This is a genomic window from Xanthomonas sp. AM6 (assembly GCF_025665335.1).
Classification (GTDB): Bacteria; Pseudomonadota; Gammaproteobacteria; order Xanthomonadales; family Xanthomonadaceae; genus Xanthomonas_A.
In genome coordinates, this window is the sequence record NZ_CP106869.1 from 4,184,926 (window position 1) to 4,209,228 (window position 24,303).

The 24,303-nt window shown below is 70.6% G+C and carries 28 protein-coding genes; 12 read left to right on the plus strand and 16 right to left on the minus strand.

Features of this window, described 5'->3' with window-relative positions; genetic code table 11:
* Positions 1 to 203: 203 nt before the first annotated feature.
* From OCJ37_RS17870 to OCJ37_RS17880, 3 genes are all read right to left on the minus strand, one after another.
* The gene (locus OCJ37_RS17870; protein ID WP_263111035.1) at positions 204 to 899 is read right to left on the minus strand and encodes a methionine ABC transporter permease; all 696 of its coding nucleotides are present in this window, start codon (positions 897 to 899) and stop codon (positions 204 to 206) included.
* Entirely contained in the window at positions 896 to 1,903 is a 1,008-nt protein-coding gene (locus OCJ37_RS17875) for a methionine ABC transporter ATP-binding protein (RefSeq protein ID WP_263111036.1), read from the minus strand. Before OCJ37_RS17875 ends, OCJ37_RS17870 begins: the two co-directional genes overlap by 4 nt.
* Positions 1,904 to 2,004: 101 nt before the next feature.
* The gene (locus OCJ37_RS17880; RefSeq protein ID WP_263111037.1) at positions 2,005 to 2,901 is read right to left on the minus strand and encodes a DMT family transporter; all 897 of its coding nucleotides are present in this window, start codon (positions 2,899 to 2,901) and stop codon (positions 2,005 to 2,007) included.
* A gap of 107 nt (positions 2,902 to 3,008) precedes the next feature.
* On the opposite strand from OCJ37_RS17880, the gene OCJ37_RS17885 reads away from it, so the two are divergent.
* On the plus strand, positions 3,009 to 3,491 hold the full coding sequence (locus OCJ37_RS17885; RefSeq protein ID WP_263111038.1) for a YajQ family cyclic di-GMP-binding protein: 483 nt from the start codon (positions 3,009 to 3,011) through the stop codon (positions 3,489 to 3,491).
* Positions 3,492 to 3,561: 70 nt separating this feature from the next.
* Entirely contained in the window at positions 3,562 to 4,110 is a 549-nt protein-coding gene (locus OCJ37_RS17890) for a DUF1415 domain-containing protein (RefSeq protein WP_263111039.1), read from the plus strand.
* Positions 4,111 to 4,261: 151 nt separating this feature from the next.
* On the opposite strand, the gene OCJ37_RS17895 is transcribed toward OCJ37_RS17890, so the two are convergent.
* On the minus strand, positions 4,262 to 4,960 hold the full coding sequence (locus OCJ37_RS17895) for a pseudouridine synthase (RefSeq protein WP_263111040.1): 699 nt from the start codon (positions 4,958 to 4,960) through the stop codon (positions 4,262 to 4,264).
* Positions 4,957 to 6,030, minus strand: a complete 1,074-nt coding sequence (locus OCJ37_RS17900) for a class I SAM-dependent methyltransferase (RefSeq protein WP_263111041.1) — start codon at positions 6,028 to 6,030, stop codon at positions 4,957 to 4,959. Before OCJ37_RS17900 ends, OCJ37_RS17895 begins: the two co-directional genes overlap by 4 nt.
* 143 nt (positions 6,031 to 6,173) lie before the next feature.
* Between OCJ37_RS17900 and OCJ37_RS17905 the strand changes: the two genes are divergently transcribed.
* On the plus strand, positions 6,174 to 6,437 hold the full coding sequence (locus tag OCJ37_RS17905) for a hypothetical protein (RefSeq protein WP_263111042.1): 264 nt from the start codon (positions 6,174 to 6,176) through the stop codon (positions 6,435 to 6,437).
* A 336-nt stretch (positions 6,438 to 6,773) separates the two neighbouring features.
* Here the strand turns inward: OCJ37_RS17905 and OCJ37_RS17910 are convergent, their stop codons facing one another.
* The 5 genes from OCJ37_RS17910 to OCJ37_RS17930 all read right to left on the minus strand — a co-directional run bounded on the left by OCJ37_RS17910 (position 6,774) and on the right by OCJ37_RS17930 (position 11,481).
* On the minus strand, positions 6,774 to 8,108 hold the full coding sequence (locus OCJ37_RS17910; RefSeq protein WP_263111043.1) for a PQQ-dependent sugar dehydrogenase: 1,335 nt from the start codon (positions 8,106 to 8,108) through the stop codon (positions 6,774 to 6,776).
* Between the two features lie 104 nt (positions 8,109 to 8,212).
* The gene (locus tag OCJ37_RS17915; RefSeq protein WP_263111044.1) at positions 8,213 to 8,503 is read right to left on the minus strand and encodes a DUF3247 family protein; all 291 of its coding nucleotides are present in this window, start codon (positions 8,501 to 8,503) and stop codon (positions 8,213 to 8,215) included.
* Positions 8,504 to 8,567: 64 nt separating this feature from the next.
* Complete coding sequence (locus OCJ37_RS17920) at positions 8,568 to 10,571, minus strand: PAS domain-containing hybrid sensor histidine kinase/response regulator (RefSeq protein ID WP_263111045.1); 2,004 nt, start codon at positions 10,569 to 10,571, stop codon at positions 8,568 to 8,570.
* A gap of 171 nt (positions 10,572 to 10,742) precedes the next feature.
* The gene (locus tag OCJ37_RS17925; RefSeq protein WP_263111046.1) at positions 10,743 to 10,991 is read right to left on the minus strand and encodes a hypothetical protein; all 249 of its coding nucleotides are present in this window, start codon (positions 10,989 to 10,991) and stop codon (positions 10,743 to 10,745) included.
* Between the two features lie 19 nt (positions 10,992 to 11,010).
* A complete protein-coding gene (locus OCJ37_RS17930; RefSeq protein ID WP_263111047.1) occupies positions 11,011 to 11,481 on the minus strand; it encodes a hypothetical protein in 471 nt (156 codons plus the stop codon).
* A gap of 201 nt (positions 11,482 to 11,682) precedes the next feature.
* On the opposite strand from OCJ37_RS17930, the gene OCJ37_RS17935 reads away from it, so the two are divergent.
* The gene (locus OCJ37_RS17935; protein ID WP_263111048.1) at positions 11,683 to 12,252 is read left to right on the plus strand and encodes a DUF3016 domain-containing protein; all 570 of its coding nucleotides are present in this window, start codon (positions 11,683 to 11,685) and stop codon (positions 12,250 to 12,252) included.
* Positions 12,253 to 12,834: 582 nt separating this feature from the next.
* Here OCJ37_RS17935 and alr read toward each other — a convergent pair.
* Together alr and OCJ37_RS17945 are read right to left on the minus strand one after the other, a co-directional pair.
* Positions 12,835 to 13,908: an alanine racemase gene (gene alr / locus OCJ37_RS17940; RefSeq protein ID WP_263111049.1), complete on the minus strand. Its 1,074-nt coding sequence runs from the start codon at positions 13,906 to 13,908 to the stop codon at positions 12,835 to 12,837.
* Positions 13,887 to 15,194: a D-amino acid dehydrogenase gene (locus OCJ37_RS17945; protein ID WP_263111050.1), complete on the minus strand. Its 1,308-nt coding sequence runs from the start codon at positions 15,192 to 15,194 to the stop codon at positions 13,887 to 13,889. Before OCJ37_RS17945 ends, alr begins: the two co-directional genes overlap by 22 nt.
* A 149-nt stretch (positions 15,195 to 15,343) precedes the next feature.
* Here OCJ37_RS17945 and OCJ37_RS17950 point away from each other — a divergent pair, with 149 nt between their 5' ends.
* Positions 15,344 to 15,823, plus strand: coding sequence for an Lrp/AsnC ligand binding domain-containing protein (locus tag OCJ37_RS17950; protein WP_263111051.1), 480 nt, complete (start codon positions 15,344 to 15,346; stop codon positions 15,821 to 15,823).
* A gap of 443 nt (positions 15,824 to 16,266) precedes the next feature.
* Here the strand turns inward: OCJ37_RS17950 and OCJ37_RS17955 are convergent, their stop codons facing one another.
* Positions 16,267 to 16,644, minus strand: coding sequence for a baeRF12 domain-containing protein (locus OCJ37_RS17955; RefSeq protein ID WP_263111052.1), 378 nt, complete (start codon positions 16,642 to 16,644; stop codon positions 16,267 to 16,269).
* A gap of 128 nt (positions 16,645 to 16,772) precedes the next feature.
* Positions 16,773 to 17,192: a hypothetical protein gene (locus OCJ37_RS17960; protein WP_263111053.1), complete on the minus strand. Its 420-nt coding sequence runs from the start codon at positions 17,190 to 17,192 to the stop codon at positions 16,773 to 16,775.
* Positions 17,193 to 17,325: 133 nt separating this feature from the next.
* Between OCJ37_RS17960 and msrB the strand changes: the two genes are divergently transcribed.
* The 4 genes from msrB (at position 17,326) to motB (ending at position 20,519) form a co-directional block, all read left to right on the plus strand.
* Positions 17,326 to 17,790, plus strand: coding sequence for a peptide-methionine (R)-S-oxide reductase MsrB (gene msrB / locus OCJ37_RS17965; protein ID WP_263111054.1), 465 nt, complete (start codon positions 17,326 to 17,328; stop codon positions 17,788 to 17,790).
* Between the two features lie 141 nt (positions 17,791 to 17,931).
* The gene (locus tag OCJ37_RS17970; protein WP_263111055.1) at positions 17,932 to 18,261 is read left to right on the plus strand and encodes an MliC family protein; all 330 of its coding nucleotides are present in this window, start codon (positions 17,932 to 17,934) and stop codon (positions 18,259 to 18,261) included.
* Positions 18,262 to 18,418: 157 nt separating this feature from the next.
* Positions 18,419 to 19,273 (plus strand): flagellar motor stator protein MotA, encoded by an 855-nt coding sequence (gene motA / locus OCJ37_RS17975; RefSeq protein ID WP_263111056.1) that lies wholly within the window; start codon positions 18,419 to 18,421, stop codon positions 19,271 to 19,273.
* 7 nt (positions 19,274 to 19,280) lie between these two features.
* On the plus strand, positions 19,281 to 20,519 hold the full coding sequence (gene motB / locus OCJ37_RS17980; protein WP_263111057.1) for a flagellar motor protein MotB: 1,239 nt from the start codon (positions 19,281 to 19,283) through the stop codon (positions 20,517 to 20,519).
* Positions 20,520 to 20,596: 77 nt separating this feature from the next.
* Here the strand turns inward: motB and OCJ37_RS17985 are convergent, their stop codons facing one another.
* Positions 20,597 to 21,550, minus strand: coding sequence for a hypothetical protein (locus OCJ37_RS17985; RefSeq protein ID WP_263111058.1), 954 nt, complete (start codon positions 21,548 to 21,550; stop codon positions 20,597 to 20,599).
* A gap of 185 nt (positions 21,551 to 21,735) precedes the next feature.
* On the opposite strand from OCJ37_RS17985, the gene OCJ37_RS17990 reads away from it, so the two are divergent.
* Both OCJ37_RS17990 and OCJ37_RS17995 read left to right on the plus strand, forming a co-directional pair.
* Positions 21,736 to 22,302 carry a hypothetical protein gene (locus OCJ37_RS17990; RefSeq protein ID WP_263111059.1) on the plus strand — a complete coding sequence of 189 codons (567 nt, stop codon included), beginning with the start codon at positions 21,736 to 21,738 and terminating at the stop codon, positions 22,300 to 22,302.
* A 9-nt stretch (positions 22,303 to 22,311) separates the two neighbouring features.
* Complete coding sequence (locus tag OCJ37_RS17995; RefSeq protein ID WP_263111060.1) at positions 22,312 to 22,596, plus strand: DUF4031 domain-containing protein; 285 nt, start codon at positions 22,312 to 22,314, stop codon at positions 22,594 to 22,596.
* Positions 22,597 to 23,300: 704 nt separating this feature from the next.
* Here the strand turns inward: OCJ37_RS17995 and OCJ37_RS18000 are convergent.
* Positions 23,301 to 23,846 (minus strand): DUF6630 family protein, encoded by a 546-nt coding sequence (locus OCJ37_RS18000; RefSeq protein ID WP_263111061.1) that lies wholly within the window; start codon positions 23,844 to 23,846, stop codon positions 23,301 to 23,303.
* Positions 23,847 to 23,991: 145 nt separating this feature from the next.
* On the opposite strand from OCJ37_RS18000, the gene OCJ37_RS18005 reads away from it, so the two are divergent.
* On the plus strand, positions 23,992 to 24,234 hold the full coding sequence (locus OCJ37_RS18005; RefSeq protein WP_145705076.1) for a DUF3297 family protein: 243 nt from the start codon (positions 23,992 to 23,994) through the stop codon (positions 24,232 to 24,234).
* Positions 24,235 to 24,303: the final 69 nt, after the last annotated feature.

Here is a 24,303-nt window from a genome sequence, read left to right on the forward strand (position 1 = left end):
AAAAATCCGGAAACGTGGGGATGGGAATGGCGCGGGCGGCACTGCGAGCAAGCTAGCAGACCCGGCCGCGACGTGCGGCGAAGGCCCGCTCGGCTTTTTGTAGGAGCGGCTTCAGCCGCGACCGCTTCACCGATAGATCCCGGTCGCGGCTGAAGCCGCTCCTACGGAAGACACAAGCGCGATCCAGGCAACCGCGATGCGGCTCAGCGCCGGCTGTAATGCGCGACCAGCCGATCACCGAGCATCTGCAGGCCTTGCACCAGCAACAGCAGCACCACCACCGTGATCAGCGCCACGTCGGCGTGCGAGCGCTGGTAGCCGTCGCGGTAGGCCAGATCGCCCAGGCCGCCGGAGCCGATCGCGCCGCCCATCGCGGTGAAGCCGATCAAGGCGATGGTGGTCACCGTCGCGCCGGCGATCAGCCCCGGCCGCGCCTCGGGCAGCAGCACCCGGGTCACCAGCTGCCAGGTGGTCGCGCCCATCGCCAGGCTGGCCTCGACCACGCCGCGGTCCACTTCGCGCAGCGCCGTCTCCACCAGCCGCGCGTAGAACGGCGCCGCGCCCACCACCAGCGGCAGGATCGCGCCGCGCACGCCCAGCGAGGTGCCCATCGCCCATAGCGTCAGCGGGATCATCGCGATCATCAGGATGATGAAGGGCACCGAGCGCAGCACGTTGATCGCCAGCGCCAGCGCGCCGTACAGCAGCGGCCGCTGGTGGGTCTGGCGCGGCCCGGTCAGGAACAGCAGCACGCCCAGCGGCAGGCCGATCAGCAGGGTCAGCGGCAGCGCGCCGCCGAGCATCAGCAGCGTGTCCAGCGTGGCGTTGCCGATCTCGGCCCACTTGCCGGCGTCGAGATTGCGGAAGAAGCCGCCGGCGGCGGTCGCGAACGGGATCATCGGCGCAATTCCTGCACGTGCACGCCGGCGGCGACGAACGCGGCCTGCGCCGCATCCAGGTCGCCGCCGACCAGGGCCACGGTCAGCTGGCCGTAGGGGGTGTCCTTGATCCGGTCGATGCGCCCGGACAGGATGTTGTAGTCCACCGCGGTCTCGCGCGCGATGCGCCCGAGCAGCGGCGCGTAGGTGTCGCCGCCGACGAAGGTCAGGCGCAGGATGCGCCCGGCCACCGCGCCGAAATCGCGGTGCAGTTCGCCCTCGTCGACGTGCTCGGCCTCGGACACGAAGCGGCGCGTGGTCGGATGCCGCGGGTGCAGGAACACCTCGGTGACCGGGCCGCTCTCGACCAGGTGCCCGGCGTCGAGCACCGCCACGCGGTCGCAGACGCGGCGGATCACGTCCATCTCGTGGGTGATCAGCACGATGGTCAGGCCCAGCTCGCGGTTGATCTGCGCCAGCAGGCTCAGCACCGAAGCGGTGGTCTGCGGATCCAGCGCACTGGTGGCTTCGTCGCACAGCAGGATCTGCGGCCCGGTGGCCAGCGCGCGGGCGATGCCGACGCGCTGCTTCTGCCCGCCGGACAGCTGCGCCGGATACTTGCCGGCGTGCTCGGCCAGGCCGACCCGGGCCAGCAGTTCGGCCACCCGCGCGTCGATCTGCGCGCGCGGCGTGCCGGCCAGTTCCAGCGGGAAGGCGACGTTGCCGGCGACGCTGCGCGAGGACAGCAGGTTGAAGTGCTGGAAGATCATGCCGATGCGCCGGCGCAGCGTGCGCAGGCCGGCGCGGTCAAGCGCGGTGACGTCCTCGCCGTCGATCAGCAGGCGCCCGCCGCTGGGCTCCTCGAGCCGGTTGATCAGGCGGATCAGGGTCGATTTGCCGGCGCCGGAATGGCCGATGATGCCGAACACCTCGCCGGCGCGGATCTCCAGGTCGAGCGGATGCAGCGCCACGACCGCTTGGCCGGCGACGGAGTAGGACTTGTGCAGGTGCTCGAACTGGATCAACGCGCGGGGACCGGCAGCGGAAGGGGGGCGCAAAGCCTAGCAGGCCAAGGTTGCGCGCGTTATTCCATTCGATTCTAACGCCTGCGCGCAGGGCCGCCCGGCTAGGGGTGCGCCTGCGGCGGCGGACGCACGGTGGCGCGCACGCGCTCGCGGTGCAGCAGGTACAGCCCGCTGGCGACGATGATCGCCGCGCCCAGCCAGGTCCAGGCATCGGGCAGCTTGCGCCACAGCAGCCAGTCCCACGGGATCACCCAGATCAGGCCGCTGTACTCCAGCGGCGCGATCAGCGAGGCGTCGCCGCGGCGGAACGCCTGGGTCAGCGCCACCTGCCCCAGCGCGCCGGCCAGGCCGAGCGTGGCGATCCAGCCGGCATCGGCCAGCCGCAGCGGAACCCAGCCCGGCAGCGCCAGCGCGCCGGCGCCCAGCGCCATGATCAGCAGGAACCAGACCACCAGCGACTGCGGCGTGTCGGTGCGCGCCAACAGGCTGACCAGCACCGCCGCGACCGCATAGGCCGCCGCCGCCAGCAGCACCATCAGCCCCGGCAGCGAGACGAAGCCGCCCACGCCCGGGCGCAGCACCACCAGCACCCCGACCAGGCCCAGGCCGATCGCCGCCCAGCGCCGCGGGCCGACATGTTCGCCCAGCAGCGGCACCGACAGCGCTGCCACCAGCAGCGGCGCGACGAAGTAGATCGTGTACGCCGTGGACAGCGGCAGGCTGCGCAGCGCCCAGGCGAAGCAGCCGATCATCGCGATGCCGAGCGCGCCGCGCAGCAGGTGCAGGCCCCAGCGCACCGGCAGGATCGAACGCGGGCCGGCGGTGGCCAGCACCCACAGCAGCACGAACGGCAGCGAGGCGCCGCCGCGCAGCGTGGCGACCTGCAGCGCCGGGTAGTGCGCGGTCAGCATCTTCATCGCCGCATCCATCAGCGCGAAGCAGGCGACCGCCGCGACCATCCAGGCGGCGGCCGCGGTGTTGGAACGTGAAGTGGGCATCGGCGGATTATCGCTGCGATCGGCGACCGCGCCCAGCGACGCCGGCGCAGCTGCAGCGGCGTTGCGTCCGGATCGGTAGGATATGCGGTCTTTCCCGAGGAACCGCCATGCCTTCCTTCGACGTCGTCTCCGAAATCGACAAGCACGAACTGACCAACGCCATCGACCAGGCGAACCGCGAGCTGTCGACCCGCTTCGATTTCAAGGGCGTGGAGGCCCGCTTCGCCCTCGACGACCAGGTCATCGAGCAGTCCGCGCCCAGCGACTTCCAGGTCAAGCAGATGACCGACATCCTGCGCGCGCGGCTGATCGCGCGCGGCATCGACGTGCGCTGCCTGGAGTTCGGCGACGTGGAAACCAACCTGGCCGGCGCGCGGCAGAAGGTCACGGTCAAGCAGGGCATCGAGCAGAAGCTGGCCAAGAAGATCGTCGCCGCGATCAAGGACGCCAAGCTCAAGGTGGAAGCGCAGATCAATGGCGACAAGCTGCGCATCAGCGGCAAGAAGCGCGACGACCTGCAGGACGTGATGGCGCTGCTGAAGAAGAGCGATTTCGAGTTGCCGCTGCAGTTCGAGAATTTCCGCGACTGAGCCGTGCGCGGCGGCATGGCCGCCGCCTGTGTCGCCCGCCTGCCTTCCGCCCGCGCCCACTGGAACCGCCTTGAACGACCTGGACCCGAACGCCGACCCGATCGCCGCGACCCGCCTGTGGCTGGAACGCGCGGTGATCGGCCTGAACCTGTGCCCGTTCGCCAAGGCGGTGCACGTCAAGCAGCAGATCCGCTACGTGCTCAGCGACGCGACCACGCCCGAGGCGCTGCTGGAGGAACTGGGCGAGGAACTGCTGTTGCTGCGCGACACCTCGGCCGAGCAGATCGACACGACGTTGATCGTGCACCCGCAGGTGCTGGGCGATTTCCTGGACTACAACGATTTCCTCGACAACGCCGACGCCGCGGTGGAAGCGCTGGACCTGCACGGCATCCTGCAGGTGGCCAGCTTCCATCCGCACTACCAGTTCGCCGGCACCGCGCCGGAGGACATCGGCAACTACACCAACCGCGCGCCCTTCCCCACCCTGCACCTGCTGCGCGAGGACAGCGTGGAACGCGCCGTGGCCGCGTTCCCGGACGCGGACGTGATCGTGGAGCGCAATCTGCAGACGCTGGAAAAACTCGGCCTGGATGGCTGGAAACAGCTGTTCGCGTGACGCGCGGCGAATCCCAGGATTCCGGTATCCCTGTAGGAGCGGCTTCAGCCGCGACCGGCATTACCGGTAACGCCGGTCGCGGCTGAAGCCGCTCCTGCGACGCTACCGCGCACCAGCGTTTTCCGAGTCCCCGGTCCCGAACCCCGGCTCCTCACCCAAACACCCGCTCCAGATCCGCCGCGTCCAGCGCCCGCCATTGCCCGGCCGGCAATTCGCCCAGCGCGAAGCCGCCGATGCGGCTGCGGTGCAGCGCCACCACGTGGTTGCCGACCGCGGCGAACATGCGCCGCGCCTGGTGGTAGCGGCCTTCGTACAGGGTTATGCGCGCCTGGCGCGGGCCCAGCACTTCCATCTGCACCGGCAGCAGCGGCGTGGTTTCGGCCTCCAGCATCAGCGCGCCGCTGGCGAACTGCGCCGCCTCGTCGCCGCGCAGGTCTTCGGCCAGGGTCGCTTCGTAGACCTTGGCCAGCTGCGACTTCGGCGAGACGATGCGATGCAGCAGCGCGCCATCGTCGGTCATCAGCAGCAGGCCGCTGGTATCGCGGTCCAGCCGCCCGACCGTGGACAGCAGCGGCGAGCGCAGGCGAAAGCGCGGCGGCAGCAGGTCGTAGACGATGCGGCCCGGGTCCTTGGTCGAGCAGGTGTAGCCGACCGGCTTGTGCAGCGCCAGGATCAGCCCCGGCGGCGGGTCCAGGGCCTCGCCGTCGACCCGGATCGCGGCATGCTCGACGCGGTCGTCGGCATACAGCACCTCGCCGTCGGCATCGGTGATGCGGCCTTCGCGGAACATCTGCGTGACCTGCTTGCGGCTGCCGTAGCCCAGGTTGGCCAGATGCTTGACCAGCTTCACCGGCGCACCGTGGCGCGGGCGCGCACCGCCAGGATCAGCTTGAAGCCGTCGCGGGTGGCGACCACCGAGGTCTCGCCGAAGCTGGCGTCGAGCACCGCCTCGTAGGGCAGGTGCCGGTTCGCGACCAGGTACAGCCGCCCGCCCGGCTTGAGCGCCTGCGCGGCCACGGCGATGAAGCGGCGGCCGATGTCCGGGCGTTCCATGCGCCCGGGCGCGTGAAACGGCGGATTGCTGACGATGAAGTCGTACTGCGCCGGCAGCCCCGCGGTCACGTCGTGCCAGTGGTAGCCGAGCTCGACCGTGGCCGGCGCCTGCGCCAGGTTGGCCCGGGCCAGCGCCAGCGCGCGCGCGTCGGCCTCGAACAGGTCCAGCGCGGCGATCTTCGGGCAACGCGCGAGCAATTCCGCCGACAGATAGCCGTAGCCGGCACCGAGATCGGCGCCGCGCCCGGCTAGGTCGGCAGGCAGGTGTTCGGCCAGCAGCGCCGAGGCCGGGTCGATGCGGTCCCAGGCGAACACGCCCGGGCGGCTGCGGAAGCGCCCGTCCAGGATCGGCCGCGGCGCATCCAGCCTGGCCCAGCGCTGCTGCAGCGCGGCGTCGTGGCCACCGTGCAGCGGCGCGGTCCAGTACACGCGGCAGTGATGCTTGGTCAGCTTGCCGCCCAGCCCGGCCAGTTGCTGCAGGTCGTCCTCGCCGGAGCGCGCGCCTTCGTTGTTGGACTGGCAGGCGACCACGATGCCGCCCGGCGCGGCCAGCGCCACCGCGCGCGCCAGCAAGGCCCGCGCCTCGTCGCGCTGGCGCGGCGGCAGCACCAGCACCAGCGCATAGCCGCCGGCATCGTCGTGGTCGTCGGCATCCTCGGCGCGGACCTGCCAGCCGCCCTGCTGCAGCGCGGCCGCGAACGGGCGATAGCCCTGCTCGCAGACCAGTTGCGCCGGCTGCGCATGCTGGCGCAGCGCCCAGCCCTCGCGCGCGCGCAGGAACAGCACCTTGCCGGCCGGCCAGCGCAGCGCGCCCTGGGCGAACGGCAGGAACAGGGTGTCGAGGGGAGCGTCTTGCGGTGCCGGCATCGGGATCGGGTTCTGACAGGGAACGCGCATTCTACCGGCAGCCCGGCGCCGGCCCGGTTTTGCGCCGAGTGAACGCATCATTGATGCGATGGCAACATCGCCGCGCCTAGGCTGCAGGTCACCCCGAACGGATGGAGAGGCATATGCGCGCAGTGTTCATCGGTGGCGTCGTCGACAACAGCGAAGTGGACCTGGAAGGCAGCCAGCCACCGCTGCACTACCCGGAAAACACCGGCACCGGGCGCCCGCGCTACCGCCTGCACCAGCGCGGCGAACGCGAGGACGGCAGCGTGGTCTACGCGGTGTATGCCGCGCCGGAACTCGGCGACAGCGAGGTCGAGCGGGTGGTCAGCGAGCGCGGCTACGCGCGCCGTTTCGGGGTGGAGCCGGCGCCGGTGGAGCACTGAGGGGCCGGGACTGGGGATTCGGGATTGGGGATGCGTTGCGGGAGCGATCGCCTGCCGCATCGATCGCTTCGATCCAGATATCGCCGTTGCGGCGCCTGGGCCATGCGCGCCGCTTCGGCGTGCAGCCGCGATGGGCTTGTATCGATGACCGGCGTTGCCGGGTTGGCGCCCTCCAGTATTTCGTAGGAGCGACGTCAGTCGCGACGGGCGTTACCGATAACGCCTGTCGCGACTGAAGTCGCTCCTACATGGGCGTCCCTACATGGGCGCCGTATTGAAGGGGCATCGAAGCCGCGCGGCTCATCGGGAGCCGGACGCGGCCGCCATCGCCGATGGCTACTGGCCCGCCTTGGGCGTGACCCGCCAGATCACGTTGCCGACGTCGTCGGCCACCAGCAGCGCGCCGGGCTTGTCCACCGCCACGCCGACCGGGCGGCCCTGGGCCTTGCCTTCGGCGTCGAGGAAGCCGGTCAGCACGTCCTGCGCCTTGCCGCTGGGCTTGCCGCCGGCGAAGGGCACGTAGACCACCTTGTAGCCGGACGGCGGATTGCGGTTCCAGGAGCCGTGCTGGCCGATGAAGGCGCCGCCGCGGTACGCCTGCGGCAGCAGCGCGCCTTCGTAGAAGCTCAGCCCGAGCGAGGCGGTATGCGCGCCCAGCGCGTAGTCCGGCTTGATCGCGCTGGCCACCATCTCCGCGTTCTGCGACTGCACGCGTTCGTCCACGTGCTGGCCGTAGTAGCTGTACGGCCAGCCGTAGAAGCCGCCCTCGCGCACCGAGGTCAGGTAGTCGGGCACCAGGTCGCTGCCGATCTCGTCGCGCTCGTTGACCACCACCCACAGCGTGTCCGCGCCCGGCTGCCAGGCCAGTCCGACCGGATTGCGCAGGCCGCTGGCGAACACCCGGGTGGCGCCGCTTTGCGCGTCCACTTCCAGGATCGCGGCGCGGTTGAGCTCGGCGTCCATGCCGTTCTCGGCGACGTTGCTGTTGGAGCCGACGCCGACGTAGAGCTTCTTGCCGTCGCGGCTGGCCAGCAGGCTCTTGGTCCAGTGATGGTTGATGCCGCCGGGCAGATTGGCGATGAAGCTGGGCGCGTCGCTGATCTGGGTGTCGCCGTCCTTGTACGGGAAGCTGACCAGCGCGTCGGCATTGGCCACGTACAGGCGGTCGCCGACCAGGGCCATGCCGAACGGCGAATACAGGCCCTTGAGGAACTGCGTGCGCACTTCCGCCACGCCGTCGCCGTCGGCGTCGCGCAGCAGGGTGATGCGGTTGGCGCTGGGCACGGTGGAGCCGGCCTTGGCCATCATCGCGTCCTGGATCTTGTCGCGCAGGCCGCTGCTTTCCTTCTCCGGCGCCGGCGGCGCCGCGGTCTCGGCCACCAGCACGTCGCCGTTGGGCAGCACGTACAGCCAGCGCGGGTGGTCCAGGTCGCGGGCGAAGGCCTGCACCGCCAGGCCGGCGGCCGGTACCGGCGCGGCGCCGTCGGCCCAGCGCTTGACCTCGGCGACCTTCACCGTGGGGATCATGCGCTTCACCGGATCGGGTAGCACCGGATCGGGTCCCATCCCCTCTTCGATGGAGTGCTTGGCGGTGTCGCCACAGGCACTCAACACGGCAGCGGACAGGAGGCACAGGGCCCAACGGGCAGGGGACGAGGAAAGGCGCGTCATCGCGGCTCGGTTCTCCATGGGGTCGGCGGGATCACCGATGATGCACAGCGCGCGCTTGGCGAACGTGAAAAAGATGTCAAATGCAGCTGCGCCGCACGCGGCGATCAGGAGGTCGGCGACAGCGGCTGCACGCCGCGGATCCGGTCCAGCCAGATGTAGTGCTGCTGCCCGGGCTGCAGCAGGTCGTCCAGCCGCAGCACGCCGTTGACGCCTTCGCGCTCGTCGTGGTCGCGGAAGGTCTGCAGGGTCGGCCGGACCGACACCGTGCCGCTGACCTGGCTGCCGTCGTCCAGCTGCAGCAGCACCTGCGCCTGGTCGGGCAATTGCGGCAGCCACGCCTGCAGCGCGGCGATGGCGTCGGGGTCGGTATGCACCGCGTCGGCGTACTTGGTCATGCGCGTCTCCTGCGAGGAACTGTGCGCACGCTAGCGGCTGCCACGTGAAAAACCGGGAAAACGGCTATGGCTGCCGCGCGAACCGCACCGCGGACACCAGCTGCGCCACGCTGTACGGCTTGGCCAGGTGTTCCTGGAAGCCGGATTGCAGCGCGCGGTGGCGATCGTCGGCGCGCGCCAGCGCCGTCACCGCCACGGCCGGCAGTTCGGCCGCTTCCAGGCCCATGTTGTCGCGGATCGTGCGGATCAGGCCGTAGCCGTCCATGCCGGGCATGCCGATGTCGGTGACCATCACGTCGATGCGATCGTGGCCGCCGTCGTCCAGCACCGCCAGCGCTTCGCTGGCCGAACCGGCGGTGACCACCTCCGCGCCCTGCTCCTCGAGCAGGCGCCGCAGGTATTCGAGCATGTCCGGCTGGTCCTCCACCGCCAGCAGGCGCATGCCCTTCAGCGCATAGGCTTCCACCACCTGCTCGGCCATCGCGAAGGCGCGCACCTCGCGCAGCGGCCGCTTGCCCGGCTGGTTGCGGTGCAGCGGCAGGCGCACGGTGAACACCGCGCCGCAACCGCGGCCTTCGCTGGCCGCGCTGACCTGGCCGCCATGCATTTCCACCAGCTGCTGCACGATCGCCAGGCCCAGGCCCAGGCCGCCGTGCAGGCGCGTGGTGGTGCCGTCGGCCTGGCGGAAGCGGCCGAACAGATGCGGCAGGAATTCCGGCGGAATGCCGTCGCCGGAGTCGCGCACCGCGACCGTCACGTGCTCGCCGTCGGGGTCGATGTCGATCGCCAGTTCGATCTGCCCATGCGCCGGGGTGAACTTGATCGCGTTGGACAACAGGTTCCAGAACACCTGCTGCAGGCGCGTGGCGTCGCCCAGCACCAGGCATGGCTGCGGCGGCTCGCGCAGGGTCAGCGCCTGGTCCTTGCCCTCGGCCACCGGCTCCTGCGCGCGCAGCGCCTCGCGGACCTGTTCGGCCAGGTCCAGCGCCTCCACTTCCAGCTGCACCTTGCCCAGCAGCATGCTGCTCAGGTCGAGCATGTCCGAGATCAGCCGCTGCTGCGCGCGCGCGCTGCTGGCGATCACCGACAGGCCCTTGCTGCTCGGATCGCCCGGCGGCAGCCGCTGCAGCAGCAGGTCGCTCCAGCCCAGGATGGTGGTCAGCGGCGTGCGCAGCTCGTGCGACAGCGTGGCCAGGAATTCGTCCTTCAGCCGCGCCATGCTCTCGGCGGCGTTGCGCGCGCTGCGTTCGGATTCGAGCAGCTGTTCGCGGGCCAGTTCGATGTCGCGGCGCTCGGTGACGTCCGGGCTGCTGCCGGCCAGGCCGATGAACTCGCCCTCGGCCGAGTAGCGCGGCACCGCAGTCATCTCGATCCAGCGCCATTCGCCGTCATGGCGGCGCGCGCGCACCAGCGCGCGCAGGTTGCGCTGCTCGTCCAGCGCGTTGCGCAGCTCGAAGGCGAACACGCCGGCGTCCTCCGGGTGCAGCACGTCGCCCCAGCCCGGCCACGCGTCGTCGGCCTGCAGGTCGATGCCGAAGAATTCGGCGTAGGCGGTATTGGTGAAACGCAGCTGGCCGGTGTCGTCCAGCACCCACACCGGCATCGGCAGGCCTTCGGCGAGCGCGCTGAAGCGCGCCTCGCTCTCGGCCAGGTCGCGCTCCACGCGCTTGCGCTCGGTGATGTCCAGGAACTGCACGGCGACCTGCCGCTGTTCCGGCGCACCGACGCGGAACGCATCCACCGCCCACCAGCGCCCGAACCCGGCGGCGAAGTTCTCGAACTTGGCCGAGCGCCCGCTCAGGGCCACTTCGCCGTACACGCGGAACCAGTGCTCCTCGTGGGTCGGCGACAGCTCGCGCATGCGCCGGCCGATAACGTCGTGCATGCCGGTCTCGCGTTCGAACGCCGGGTTGACCTCCAGGAACACGTAGTCGACCGCGCGCTGGTCCTCGTCGAACAGCACCTGCACCACGCAGAAGCCGGAATCGATCTTGTCGAAGATCTCGCGGTAGTGCAGGTCGGAGCCCTGCGCGCGCGACGAGGAGGAAGCTTCGGTACTGGCATGCATGAGGGAGTGTGCTCTGGAGACGGCCTGCGGCGGCGGGTGCGGCGACGCGGTCGGCGCCCATGGCGTTTGACGGATGCCTGGCACCGGGCGGCGCGACGGACCCCGCATCTTGTTAAGCCGTTCCGCTGCCGTCAAGCCGGACCGGGCGCGGCGTCGCACGGATGCCGAACGTCACCAGAGAAAGGCGACCACCAGCACGATCCCCAACGACGCCAGCGCGATCCCGGCGATGACGCCCCATTGGGTGAGCCGCGCGCTGCGCAGCGCCTGTTCTTCCAGCCAGCGCTCGGCCTCGCCGCGCCACGGCAGCGGCGGCGACTGGTCCAGCAGCTGCTGGACCCGCGCCACGCCCAGTTCGCGGCATTGCTGCCGGCACTGTTCCGGGGCGGTGGCGTCTTCCGGCGCGATTGCGTAGGACATGCGCGTCTCCTGTCGTGTTCTAGCCCAGCGTGAAGCGCGGGCTGTCGCTGGCCAGTTCGTGCTCCACCGCCATCCGCGCCAGGCGCGTGTAGTTGGCGCGCGGACCGGCGCCGCGGCCGACGATCAGGCCCAGGTACTCCAGGCCGGTCCACACCCGCGCCTTCCACTCGACCCCGCTCTCGGCCAGCACCAAGGTCAGCGAATAGCGGAAGCCCTGCCCCTGCGGGCTGCGGTAGGCGTAGATCGGCGGGAACTGCACCGCCACGTCCTGCTGCTCGCCCAGCGACGCCAGGTAGCGGCGCAGTTCCTGGCGCACGTCTTCGCCCGGGGGCAGGCGCAGGTGGCGCGCCGCGGCGTCCAGGTCCGCCTGCTGGTCGACGAAACTGGCCGCGCCGCTCGCCGGACTGTGCCCATGGCGCTTGGCCCAGTCGATGAACTGCAGGCGCACGTCCGAGGCGGCGTGGGCCTGGTGGAACAGCGGCATCTTCATGCGATCCCCGAATCACGTGTTGTGGCCGCCATGGTCGCGCGGGGGCCGTGAAGCATGCGGCGACGCAGCGTGAACCGCACGTCACACCGGCGACGCGCGCATGAACCGGTGGAGAACGGATGCCGCCGGCGGCCGCGGCGCGATTGCGGCGACGCGCGGTCAGGCACACACTGGCGGGGCCGTTTCCCGTGGAGATCCGCCATGAAGATCCGATATGCCTGGACGGCGCTGGCCCTGGCCTGCCTGCTGGCGGGCGGAGCCTCCGCCGAAGTCCGCAACGTCACCGATCCGCAGGCCGTGCGCAGCACCGAGGGCGATGGCCCGGTGCAGGTGCGCTGGACCGACCCCGCCGCCTTCAGCGAACTGCGCTACAGCCGCAACCGCTGGGAAGCGCAGCGCGGCGACTGGGTGCGGCAGCTGGCCGACTACCTGCAGCAGCGCGCCGGCAAGCAGCTGGCACCGGGCCAGCGCCTGGACGTGGAGCTGACCGACATCAAGCGCGCCGGCGACTACGAAGGCTGGCACGGCCCGCAATGGAACGACGTGCGGGTGATGCGCGACATCTACCCGCCGCGGATCAGCCTGAACTTCACCCTGTACGGCGCCGACGGCCAGGTGCTGGACCAGGGCGAGCGCAAGCTGCTCGACACCAGCTACCTGCTCAACAGCTCGATCGGCCTGAGCAACGATCCGCTGCGTTATGAGAAGCGGATGCTGGACGATTGGCTGCGCCGCCAGTTCCGCGACCAGGCCGCGGTGGCCGAACGCTGAGTGGTGGGGCGGGCTTCGGCGGCGCTGTGTCGCGGCCGAAGCCGCTCTCATGCGTTGCAGGAGGGCTCCAGTCCGGCGGCTTCCGAAGCCGGAAGGTCTCCTGCTCCGTCGGTCGCGGCTAAAGCCGCTCCTACAGTTGTCGGTCGCGGCTGAAGCCGCTCCTACAGTTGCTTGCGGCCGGTCGGCTGGGCGCTGCAGGAGGTATTTCCGCCTCTGGACGGCGGCTGAAGCTGAAAGGTCTGTCGCTTCGTTCGTCGCAGCCGAAGTCGCTCCCACAGGGGCTTGCGGACGGTGGCTGGTGCGCTGGAGGAGGCTGGCTCAGCCGATTTTGTCGAAGCCGGCGGCATCGCGGCGCCGTTCGTCGCGGCTGAAGCCGCTCCTACAGAAAATGGGATGCGTGGCGGTGCGGGATGCGCCCTGCTGTGGGAGGGACTTCGGTCCCGACTGCACGGGGCTCGGCGTGGGCCATTGCTTCGCGCGCCACGCTCGATGGTCGGAGCAACGCGCTCCCGGGAGGTTGCTACGGCGTTGGCCCAGGCCACCGCGGCCGCCATTCCGAAAACCCAGCGGCCCGTGGCGCGCTCAGCCGCCCAGGTACTGGCGCGGCGCGCGCTTGAGCCCGCACAGCAGGCGGTAGGCGCTGGAACCGCAGCGGCCCGCCAGGATGTCGATGCGCGGTTGCGCGCCCCACAGCTGCACGTCGCTGCCGCGCCCGGCCTGCGGGTGGTCGGTCAGGTCCACGGTCAGCATGTCCATCGACACCCGCCCGATCAGTTCGCCGGGCGCGCCGTCGATCAGCACCGGGGTGCCGTTGGGCGCGAACTGCGGATAGCCGTCGGCGTAGCCGATCGCCACCACGCCGACCCGGGTCGGGCGCGGCGCGACGAAGCGCGCGCCGTAGCCGACCGGCTCGCCGGCGGCCAGCTCGCGCACCGCGATGACCTTGGACTGCAAGGTCATCACCGGGCGCAGCTCGCCCGGCAGTTCGGCGCCGGCGGCGAACGGGTCGGCGCCGTACAGCATCAGTCCCGGGCGCGCCCAGTCGTTGCGCAGCTGCGGCCAGCCCAGCAGCGCCGGCGAATTGCACAGGCTGGTCTCGCCGGCCAGGCCTTCGGTGGCCCGGCGGAACACCTCGACCTGCTCCAGGGTGCGCGCGCTGTCCAGCTCGTCGGCGCGCGCGAAATGGGTCATCAGCACCAGCCGCTGCACCTGCGGCAGCGCGCTCAGCCGCGCGTGCGCGGCGCGGAAGTCGTCCGGCGCCAGGCCCAGCCGGTGCATGCCGCTGTCCAGCTTCAGCCACAGGCACAGCGGCTGCGGCGCGGCGTAGGCGGCGATCGCCTCCACCTGCCACGGCGAGGCCACCGCGCACCACAGGCCATGCTCGGCGATCAGCGGCAGTTCGTCGGCATCGAAGAAGCCTTCCAGCAGCAGGATCGGCGCGGCGATGCCGGCCTGGCGCAGCTCCAGCGCCTCCTCGATGCAGGCCACCGCGAAGCCGTCGGCCTCCGCTTCCAGCGCGCGCGCGCAGGCCACCGCACCGTGCCCGTAGGCATCGGCCTTGACCACCGCCAGCGCCTTGCCGCCGCCCAGTTGCCGGGCCAGGCGGTAGTTGTGGCGCAGCGCGTGGAGATCGATCAACGCACGGGCTGGGCGCACGAGCTTGCCTCTGCGACGGGCGCCGCGACGCGGCGCGAATAACGGAAGATGTCCAGGCCCTCGCCGCTGATCTGCGGCTGGCGCGAGGCGATCAGGTCGGCCAGGTAGCGGCCGGAGCCGCAGGCCATGGTCCAGCCCAGCGTGCCGTGGCCGGTGTTGAGGAACAGGTTGCGGTAGCCGGTGGCACCGACCACCGGGGTGCCGTCGGGGGTGGCCGGGCGCAGCCCGGTCCAGAATTCGGCGCGCGCCAGTTCGCCGCCGCGCGGGTACAGGTCGTTCACCACTTTTTCCAGGGTGGCGCGGCGCCGCGCCGGCAGCGACAGGTCGAAGCCGGCCAGTTCGGCCATGCCGCCGACGCGGATGCGCTGGTCGAAGCGGGTGATCGCCACCTTGTAGGTCTCGTCGAGGATCGTGGACATCGGCGCCAGCGCCGCGTCGCGGATCGGCAAGGTCAGCGAATAGCCCTTCAGCGGATACACCGGCAGGCGGATACCCAGCGGCGCGAGCAGTTGCGGGGAATAGCTGCCCAGCGCGACCACGTAGCGGTCGGCGCGCTCGACGCGGCCGCCGATGCGCACGCCGTCGATGCGGTCGCCGTCGGCGTGCAGGCCGTCGATGGTCTCGCCGTAGCGGAACTGCACGCCGGCCGCGGCGGCCATGGCCGCCAGGCGCTGGGTGAACAGGCGGCAGTCGCCGGTCTGGTCGTTGGGCAGGCGCAGCGCGCCGACCAGCGTGGCCGGGGCGCTGGCCAGCGCCGGTTCGATGCGGGCGATGCCGGCGCGGTCGAGCAGTTCGTAGGGCACCCCGTACTCGCGCAGCACCTCGATGTCCTTGGCCGCGCCGTCCAGCTGCGCCTGGGTGCGGAACAGCTGGGTGGTGCCGAGCTGGCGGCCTTCGTAGGCGATGCCGGTGTCGGCGCGCAGCTGGTCCAGGCAGTCGCGGCTGTACTCGGACAGCCGCACCATGCGCGCCTTGTTGACCGCATAGCGCTCGGCAGTGCAGTTGCGCAGCATCTGCGCCAGCCACAGGTACTGGCGGATGTCGGCGGTGGGGGTGATGGCCAGCGGCGCATGGCGCTGGAACAGCCATTTCAGCGCCTTCAGCGGCACCCCCGGCGCCGCCCACGGCGAGGCGTAGCCCGGCGACACCTGGCCGGCATTGGCGTAGCTGGTCTCCAGCCCGGCCGCAGGCTGGCGGTCGACCACCGTCACCTCGCAGCCGGTCTGGGCCAGGTACCACGCCGTGGCCGTGCCGATCACACCGCTGCCCAGAACCAGAACCCGCATGCACTTACCTCGTCGGATCAAATCCCTGGCTGGATGGCGCCAGGGATGGGGTTAGGCGCAGTATATGAAGCGCAACCCAGGATTTTCCCCTGATTTTCGACCGGCCGCCAGGCCAATACCCTGCCCCAGCCCACCGAGAGACCCGCGCCATGGCCGCACGCGCCCGCGAACTGGACAAGATCGACCGCAAGATCCTGCGCATCCTGCAGCAGGAAGGCCGCATCTCCTTCACCGAACTCGGCGAACGGGTCGGCCTGTCGACCACCCCGTGCACCGAGCGGGTGCGCCGGCTGGAGCGCGACGGCGCCATCACCGGCTATTACGCGCGGCTGGACCCGCACTACCTCAAGGCCAGCCTGCTGGTGTTCGTGGAGATCAGCCTGGCCTACAAGTCCGGCGACATCTTCGAGGAATTCCGCCGCGCGGCGCTGAAGCTGCCCAACGTGCTGGAATGCCACCTGGTCTCGGGCGACTTCGACTACCTGCTCAAGGCGCGGATCAGCGAGATGGCCTCCTACCGCAAGCTGCTGGGCAGCACGCTGCTGACCCTGCCGCACGTGCGCGAGTCCAAGAGCTACATCGTGATGGAAGAGGTGAAGGAGACGCTGAGCCTGCCGATCGCGGACTGAGCGTGTTGGTCCCCTTTCCCTGCGGAAGAGGTAGGGGTGAGAGGGACGGCGGCGCCGGGCAGTTGAAGGCCCGGAAGCATGCGGCTGTCGTTCGACACATGCGCGACAGTGGATGGCTACGCCGGTGCCCGTACCCTCATCCGCCCTTCGGGCACCTTCCTCCGGGAGAGAAGGAGGGGACCGCAAGCCGCTCACTGCAATGGTTCAGCCGCACGGCACGGCAGCCGAAGCCATGACTCCCCTCTCCCATCGGGAGAGGGGATGGGGTGAGGGCACGGCAGCACTGGGAAGTTGAGGCCCAGGAAGCACGCCGTTGCCGTTTCCCAGCTACTCACGGCACTGGATGGCACGTCGGGGGCCACACCCTCATCCGCCCTTCGGGCACCTTCTCCCGAGGGGAGAAGAAAGTGGCCCTGCCGCACCGGCGTGTGCGATCGGCGCGCCTACGCGAGCAGCTTTTCCAGCTCGTCGCGCGAGGTGTGCGCGTGGTTCTTGGCCAGTTCCGACACCACCCGCTTCTGGACTTCCTTGTGCAGCAGCGGCCGCAGCTGGCCCAGGGTCTGCGGATCGGCGACCAGCACCAGGTGCTCGAAGTCGCTGCGCAGCGCGCTCTGGTACAGGCGCTCGGCGAGCTGGCGGACGAAGCCGGCCTCGTCCATCGTCATCGGCCGGTCGCCGTCCTCGACGCCTTCGATCGGCGTGGGGGTCATCACTTCGGTCTGCTCCAGCAACGACGTTTCGCCCGCCAGCGTGCTGCGGAACAGGCGTGCGCTGACGCGATCGGCGACGACCACCAGGGTGTTGTCGGGAAGCTTGCTCATCGGTTCTCCTAGCGAAGGTACGGCGCAGGCACCGGCGGCGCCTGCGTCGGGGCAGTCTAGGAAGCGGTTCGTGAGGACCGCGGCCACGGAACGTTGGCTGCGCGTTCACGCCATGCCGCCGCCCGCGCCTATTCGTCGATGCGCTGGCCGTCGCCGCTGGGCACGGTGCTGTAGTAGCGGCCGCTGCGCGTATCCAGCACGCGGTTGGGACCGGCCTGCACCGCGCCCGGGATCAGCCGCCCGCGCCGATCGTAGACCTTGGCCTGGGCGGGCGTCGTGGCAGGGCTGGTGGACGCCGGCGCGGCCGGACGCGACGGCCCCTGCTGCGGGATCGGCGCCGGCTGCGCACGCTGGCCCAGACCGCTGGGGATCGGCGCGGTCGGCGCGGTTTGCGCCGGTCGCGTGGACACCGGCGCGGGCGCCGGCTGCACGGTGGTGGCCTGGCGCGTGGCGGTCGGCGATTTCGGCGCGGGCTGCAGGCTTTGCGCGGCGGCCAGCGCCGGGCTCAAGGCGCACAGCGAGAGCAGCCACAGACGGGGCATCAACATGGCACACCACCTTCCACTTCGGGAGTGCAGCCTAGCGCGCGGCATCTGCGCGCGGGGTGAACGCGCCGCCTTGATCGTCGCCGCTGCGCCCTCATTGTGCATGGACTCTCTCCGACGCGAAGGCACGCCCGCCATGAGCCGATTCGACCTCACGCCCCCCACTTCCGCCGAACGCGAACGCCTGGTCGCCGGACTGAACGACGAAGAGCGGCGGGTGCTGCTGCAGCACGGCACCGAGGCGCCGTTCTGCGGCGTGTTCCTGGACAACAAGCTGGAAGGCGTCTACACCTGCCGGCTGTGCGGGCTGCCGCTGTTCCGCTCCAGCGCCAAGTTCGACTCGGGTACCGGCTGGCCGAGCTTCTTCGCGCCCTACCACCCGGCGCACGTGCGCGAGATCCGCGACACCAGCCACGGCATGATCCGCACCGAGATCGTCTGCGCGCGCTGCGACAGCCACCTCGGCCACGTGTTCCCGGACGGCCCGCCGCCCAGCGGCGAGCGGCACTGCCTGAATTCGGTGTCGCTGCAGTTCACCGAGCAGGGCCAGGCGCTGCCCAACCCGCTGCAACGCGGCGGCGGCGACACCGAACCGGCCTGACCGGCGGCGCGCCTGGCGCCGCGCCCATCGAGAGGAGACCCCGGCATGCGTCCCATCCTGGCGTTTTCGCTGCTCCTGTCCTTGTCGCTGGCCGCGTGCGGGCGCGCACCCGCACCGGCAACCGCCACGGCGCCGCCGTCAATGCCGTCCGCAGGCACCACCACGCCGCACCCGCGCGACGGCGCACCCGCCACCGACCCGGACCTGCAGGCCGATGCGCTGCGCGTGCAATGGCAATGCGGCGACAGCGCGGTGCAGGCCGACGTCGATGCGGCGCGCGAGCAGGCGACGCTGCGGGTGAACGGCCGCACCCTGCGCATGCACCGGGTCGATGCCGACCATGGCGCGCGCTACGCCGATGCCCTGGGCAACGTGTTCTGGGAACACCCGCAGGACACCGCCACGCTCGCCCTGTCCGGGCAAGGCGACACGCTCAAGTGCGTGCGCCAGGGCAGCGGCATGACCGGCTGAGGCCGCCGCCGCACGCCTGCGTACGTCGCCGCGGCGGCGCCGCGGGCGCGCCTTCACGGGCGTCTTCACGCGAGCGCGGGACGCCGCCGCCTTCAGAAAGCCGCCGCCGGGCCGAAATGGAGGTATCCCCGTTCACGGCTCGCAGGCTGCTTCCGCCATGCTCATCATTGTTGGCTTCGTCGTCGTCATTCTCAGCGTGGTCGGCGGCTATGTGCTCTCGCACGGCAAGCTCGGCGCGCTGTGGCAGCCCTACGAACTGCTGATCATCGGCGGCGCGGCGCTGGGCGCGTTCCTGGTCAGCACGCCGGGCAAGATCGTCAAGGAAACCCTCACCGGCATCGTCGGCGTGTTCAAGGGCCCCAAGTACAAGTCCGAGGACTACCGGGCCACGCTGACCCTGATCTACGAGCTGCTGAACAAGGCGCGGCGCGACGGCTTCATGGCCCTGGAAGACCACGTCGAGAAGCCGGCCGAGAGCGCCATCTTCAGCACCTACCCGAAGGTGCTGGCCGACCACCACCTGCTCGACTTCATCACCGACTGCCTGCGCCTGATGATCGGCAGCAACATCGAGCCGCACGAGCTCGAGCCGCTGCTGGAACTGGAGCTGGAGAAGCACCACCACGAGGCGCTGGCGCCGGCGCATGCGCTGAGCAAGGTCTCCGACGGCCTGCCCGGGTTCGGCATCGTCGCCGCGGTGCTGGGCATCGTCATCACCATGGGCTCGATCGGCGGCCCGATCGAGGAGATCGGCCACCATGTCGGCGCCGCGCTGGTCGGCACCTTCCTCGGCATCCTGCTGGCCTACGGCTTCGTCGCGCCGCTGTCGGCGGCGATGGAAGCGCGCGCCGAGCAGGACAGCCGCATCTTCGAATCGGTGAAGACCGCGCTGCTGGCCTGCCTGCGCGGCTACAACCCGAAGATCGCGCTGGAGTTCGCGCGCAAGACCCTGCCGAGCAACGTGCGGCCGAGCTTCTCGGACTTCGAGACGCACCTGAAGACGATCAAGTAGCGCCGCCATGCCCGAGACCAAAGCCACCGTCGTCATCCGCCGGGTCAAGAAGGTCCAGGGCGGCGGCCATCATGGCGGCGCCTGGAAGGTGGCCTTCGCCGACTTCGTGACCGCGATGATGGCGTTCTTCCTGGTGCTGTGGCTGATGGCGGCCACCACCAAGGAACAGCGCGCGGCGATCTCCGAATACTTCCGCAACCCCAGCCCGCTGGCGGGCAAGAGCCAGGCGCCGAGTCCCGGCATGGCCGGCCCCGGCGGTGCCAGCACCTCGATGATCAAGCTCGGCGGCACCGCCGACATGCAGCGCGGCGACAACAAGGATCCGTTCGGCAGCAAGAGCGAGAAAGGCGACGTGCAGAGCAAGGCCGCCGAGCGCGAGAAGGAAAAGGAGCGCCTGGAAACGCTGATGCAGGACCTGAAGGAAGCGATCGACAAGAGCCAGGCGCTGGAACCGTTCAAGGACCAGTTGCTGCTGGACCTGACCCCGGACGGCCTGCGCATCCAGATCGTGGACAAGGAGAACCGGCCGATGTTCGACATCGGCAGCGCGGCGCTCAAGCCCTACACCCGCGACATCCTGCACGAGCTGTCCGGCTTCATCAACGAAGTGCCCAACCACATCAGCATCACCGGCCACACCGACGTCACCCAGTACAGCGGCAAGAACGGCTACAGCAACTGGGAACTGAGCGCGGACCGCGCCAACGCGGCGCGGCGCGAGCTGGTGACCGGCGGCATGGGCGAGGACAAGGTCTCGCGCGTGGTCGGCCTGTCCTCGTCGGTGCTGTTCGACAAGCAGGTCCCGGACAACCCGATCAACCGCCGCATCAGCATCGTGGTGATGACCAAGGACGCCGAGGATGCGGCGCTGGCCGGCAGCGCGCACGCCGTGGCGCTGGGCAAGCCGCAGGCCGACGCCGACACCAAGGTGCCGGAGCTGGGCGCGGCCGCGCCCGCCGCGCCTTCGCCGGCAGCGGCCACGGCGCCGGCTCCGACGGCTCCGACGGCGGCAGCGACTGCCGCGGCGCTGGCGGCGGGCGCGACCAAGCCGGCGACGGCGACAGTCGCCGCGCCGCGCACCACCTCCCCGGAAGCCGCGGCCGATGCGGCCCGCGAAGCGATCCGCGCGGTCAACAGCGTCGTCGGCGGCAAGCCGCGGACTGCTGCGCCGGCTGCGGCAACCGCTGCGCCGGCAGCGGCCACTGCAACGGCGACGGCCGCTGCGGGGAGCCCTGCACAACGCTAGTGCGCTTCTCGCGGCTGCCTATCGCCATGTGAACGCCCGGGAGGGCCGCGGCCATCCGCGTGGCCGCGGCACCGCGTTCATTGCGGCAACGGTTGCGCCACGCCCTTCGCGATCGCCTCCCGGATGATGCGTTCGACGTCGCGCTGCAGCGTCGCGTTGGCGATCTGCCCGCGCTGCGCCAGCGCTTCCTGTTGCCGGGCCAACACCTGCTGCTGTTCGGCCAGCGCCGCCTGCTGTTCTCCCAGCGCGGCCATCTGCTGCGCCATGTCCGCGTGCGCGGCATCGTGGCGCGCGGCCGACCGGGGAACGGCCTGGTCGCCGCCGGCGGCGCGCCGCGCCTGCTCGCTGGCCTCCCTGGCCTGTGCCATCGCCACGCCCGCCTGGCGCTGCGCGATGGCGCCCTGCCGCTCGCCGAGCCTCCCCTGGCGCTCGCCCAACCGCCCCTGCCGCTCGCCCAGTTCGCCCTGTTGCCGGCCCAGTGCCGCGACCGGCGCATAGGCGGCCTTCAGCTGCTGGATCGTGGCCGCATCGCGCACCACGTAGCGCTTGCCGTCCCTGCGGATCCACCACAGCGTTTCGTTGCCGCGGCGGGCCTGGCGCGCCTGGCGCAGATCGTCGCTGCTTCCGTACATGTTGGTGTCGGTGCCGTCGAACAGGACCGACGCATTGCGGCGATCGTCGGACGTGATGGTGATGCTCGAACTGCTGGTGCGACGCGCACCGGTGGCGTGCATGGGCGGCGCAGGTGGCGCGGGCGCAGCGGGTGGCGCGGGCACGCTTCGGTCCGGGAATGCCACGACCGGTGGCGGTGCGGGAGGTGCGGGCGGCGCCGGCACGGCCGGTTCGGCCGGCTCGGCGGTGTGCGCCGCCGTGTCCCGGACGCCGGCCTGCACGGACGGGAGCGCACCGGCAGCGAGGCCGGCCAGGACCATCAATGCGGCGCCGCGGCGCCGGGGTGTGGTGTTCGACTGCATGAGGCGTCTCCTGGAGGCATGGCGAAGGGGCGATGTAGTGGCTGCGTCGCCGGGCATGGGCCCGTACGGCGCCGGCAAGCGCTTTTTTCCGCATCACGAGACCGCGGCACCTGCAGCGCGCCGCCGGACCGGATGACTACACCTGTCGCCAAACTAGGCTTGCCTACAAATGTAGTCAAGCATGCCGAAGGTCATGCCCGGGCGCCCGTTACAATGGCCGCCAATCCGCGAACGAGACGACCGTGTCCAAGCATTCCAAAGCCAAGCGCGACAAGCGCAAGAAGCAGCAGCCCAAGCGCGCCTTCGCCCGCCTGGGCCGCGAACTGCCCATCGCCAACCACGCCGTGCTGCAGGACGACAGCGGCCGGGTGCTGGCCGCGATCGGCCTGCAGGGCAACGAATGGCTGCTGTCCGTCGGCGGCCAGACCATGGGCAACGCCGACAACCCGGTGCCGATGCTGGCGATGCTCAAGCACCTGGCCAATGTGCAGGAGCAGGAAGGCAACACCATCACCCTGGACTACTCGACCCAGCTGCAGCAGATGATCGACGACCTCGCCGCCGACGAAGGCAAGACCGCGGCCGAGTACCTGGACGCGCTGGTCGCCGAGTTCGCCGAGGGCGAGGGCAACGGCGAGGGCGAAGGCGACGAAGCCGAGGCCGAGGGCGAAGACGGCGCGACCGCCGATGGCGATGCCGGCGACGACGCGGCCGATACGGACCCGAGCACGGCCGCCAGCGACGCGGCGGCACCTGCCGCGGCGGACGCCGACGACGCGGACGCCGACGGCAAGCGCAAGCCGGCCTGACCGGGCGCGATGGCGGTCTACATCGACGATGCGGTGCACCCCTGGCGCGGCCAGCGCTGGGGCCACCTGCTCGCCGACACGCTGGACGAACTGCACGCGATGGCGGCGCGGCTGGGCATCCCCCGCCGCGCCTTCCAGAACAAGCTCAGCGGCGCGCACTACGACGTGCCCGCTGCCTTGCGCGACGAAGCGATCCGCCTGGGGGCACTGCCGGTGTCCCGGCACACCGATCGCGAACTGATGAAGGCGCTGATCCGCCAGGCCCGCGCGCAGGCGCGTGGCGAGGCCGAGTGAGTGGATTGGAGCGTGCCGGGACGCGTGCATGGGGCGCTGGCGTTGGGCGGCGTGTGCGTGTTTTCTGGGCCCCCTGGCTTCGATCCTTCGCCGAACCTTGGCGGCTTTTGGGCTCTGCGCGTCGCGACTGAAGTCGCTCCCACAGGGACTTGCGGCGAGCAAACCAGGCACTGTGGAAAAGAGCGGCCAATCCGACGGTTGCCGAAACCGCTGTCGCGCCAGACCCAATTGCCGAGACTGCCGGCCGGAGGCCAGCTTGCAGCCATCCTATCGATGCGTTGCTAGCCTGCCGGATACCCTGGAGAGGGGCTTCAGCCCTGCAGCGGCCGGAGTGGTCATCATCACCGGCTTCGTTCGTCGCGGCTGAAGCCGCTCCTACAAGAGATTTACGGCGAGCCCGCTGGGTGCGCTGTAGGACGGGCTTCAGCCCCGACGGTGGCCGGAGCCGTCATCGTCACCCGCTTCGTTCGTCGCGGCTGAAGCCGCTCCTACAAGAGATTTACGGCAAGTCCGCTGGGTGCACTGTCGGACGGGCTTCAGTCCCGACGGTGGCCGGAGCCGTCATCGTTACCGGCTTCGTTCGTCGCGGCTGAAGCCGCTCCTACAGAAGATTTGCGCAGGCCCACTGAGTGCACTGTGGGAGGGGCTTCAGCCCCGACTGCAGCCGAGGCTGCCGCGTCTGGCTGCGCTGGTTGCGCCGGCGCCTAGAACGGGTCGCTGCCCGGGCGCAGGTCGATGCCCAGGATCGCCGCCAGGCGTTGCATGTCCTCGTCGTCGCGGCTGAGCGCCATCCAGCCGGCGCGGTCGTCGCCGCCGGTGTCCCAGCACCAGATGCTGTAGCCGTACTCGCGCAGGCGGTCGTAGGCCACGCCCAGCAGCGAGGCGGTGTCGTGGGCAGCGAGGAAGTCCTCGTCGTCGATGTCGCCGCCCCAGTCGATGCGCAGGTTCCAGCGCGCGGCCAGTTCGTCGATCGCGCCGATCAGCGCTTCGGCGTCGCGGCCGTCCACGTAGAAGCCGGAAGTCCAGTCGATGGCGTCCTTCAGCGTCCACAGCCAGCCGTCGCCGTCGTGCTCCGCCTCGCCCGCCGCCTCGCGGTAGGCGTTGAACTGGCGCAGCGCGGTCTCCTCGTCGCCCGGATTGATCAGCAGCAGCAGGTTCCAGATCAGGCCCTGCTGGGTATCCGGGTCGTCGTCGTCCGCGTCGCTGCTGAGGTCGTCGGGATCGTCGTAGTCGGCGCTGTTGTCGGGCATGGCGGCGGATCGGGGTGCGGGAGGCGCAGTGTGACGCGCCGGGCGCGGCGACGGAAGCGCGGCGAAATTCGGCAACGGCGCCGCGGGCGTTTATCCTTCGCCCCCCGGAAGACGGCGCTGTCCGCCGCCAAGCGAACCCACGACGATGAGCGATACCCCTCCCGACCACCTGGCGATCAGCCCGCAGAGCCCGTTCCACGATGCCGAGGCGCTGGCGCGCGGCGTCGGCATCCGCTTCAACGGCGTGGAGCGCGACAACGTGGAGGAATACTCGGTCAGCGAGGGCTGGATCCGCGTGCAGGTCGGCAAGGCGCGCGACCGCCGCGGCAATCCGATGACGATGAAGATCAACGGCAAGGTCGAGGCGTACTTTCTCGAGAAGGAGTGATCGCGCAGGCACCGCGGTCGCGCGACAGCCTGCGCTGGCGGCTGCCCGCGTTGGCGATCGATGCGCCCA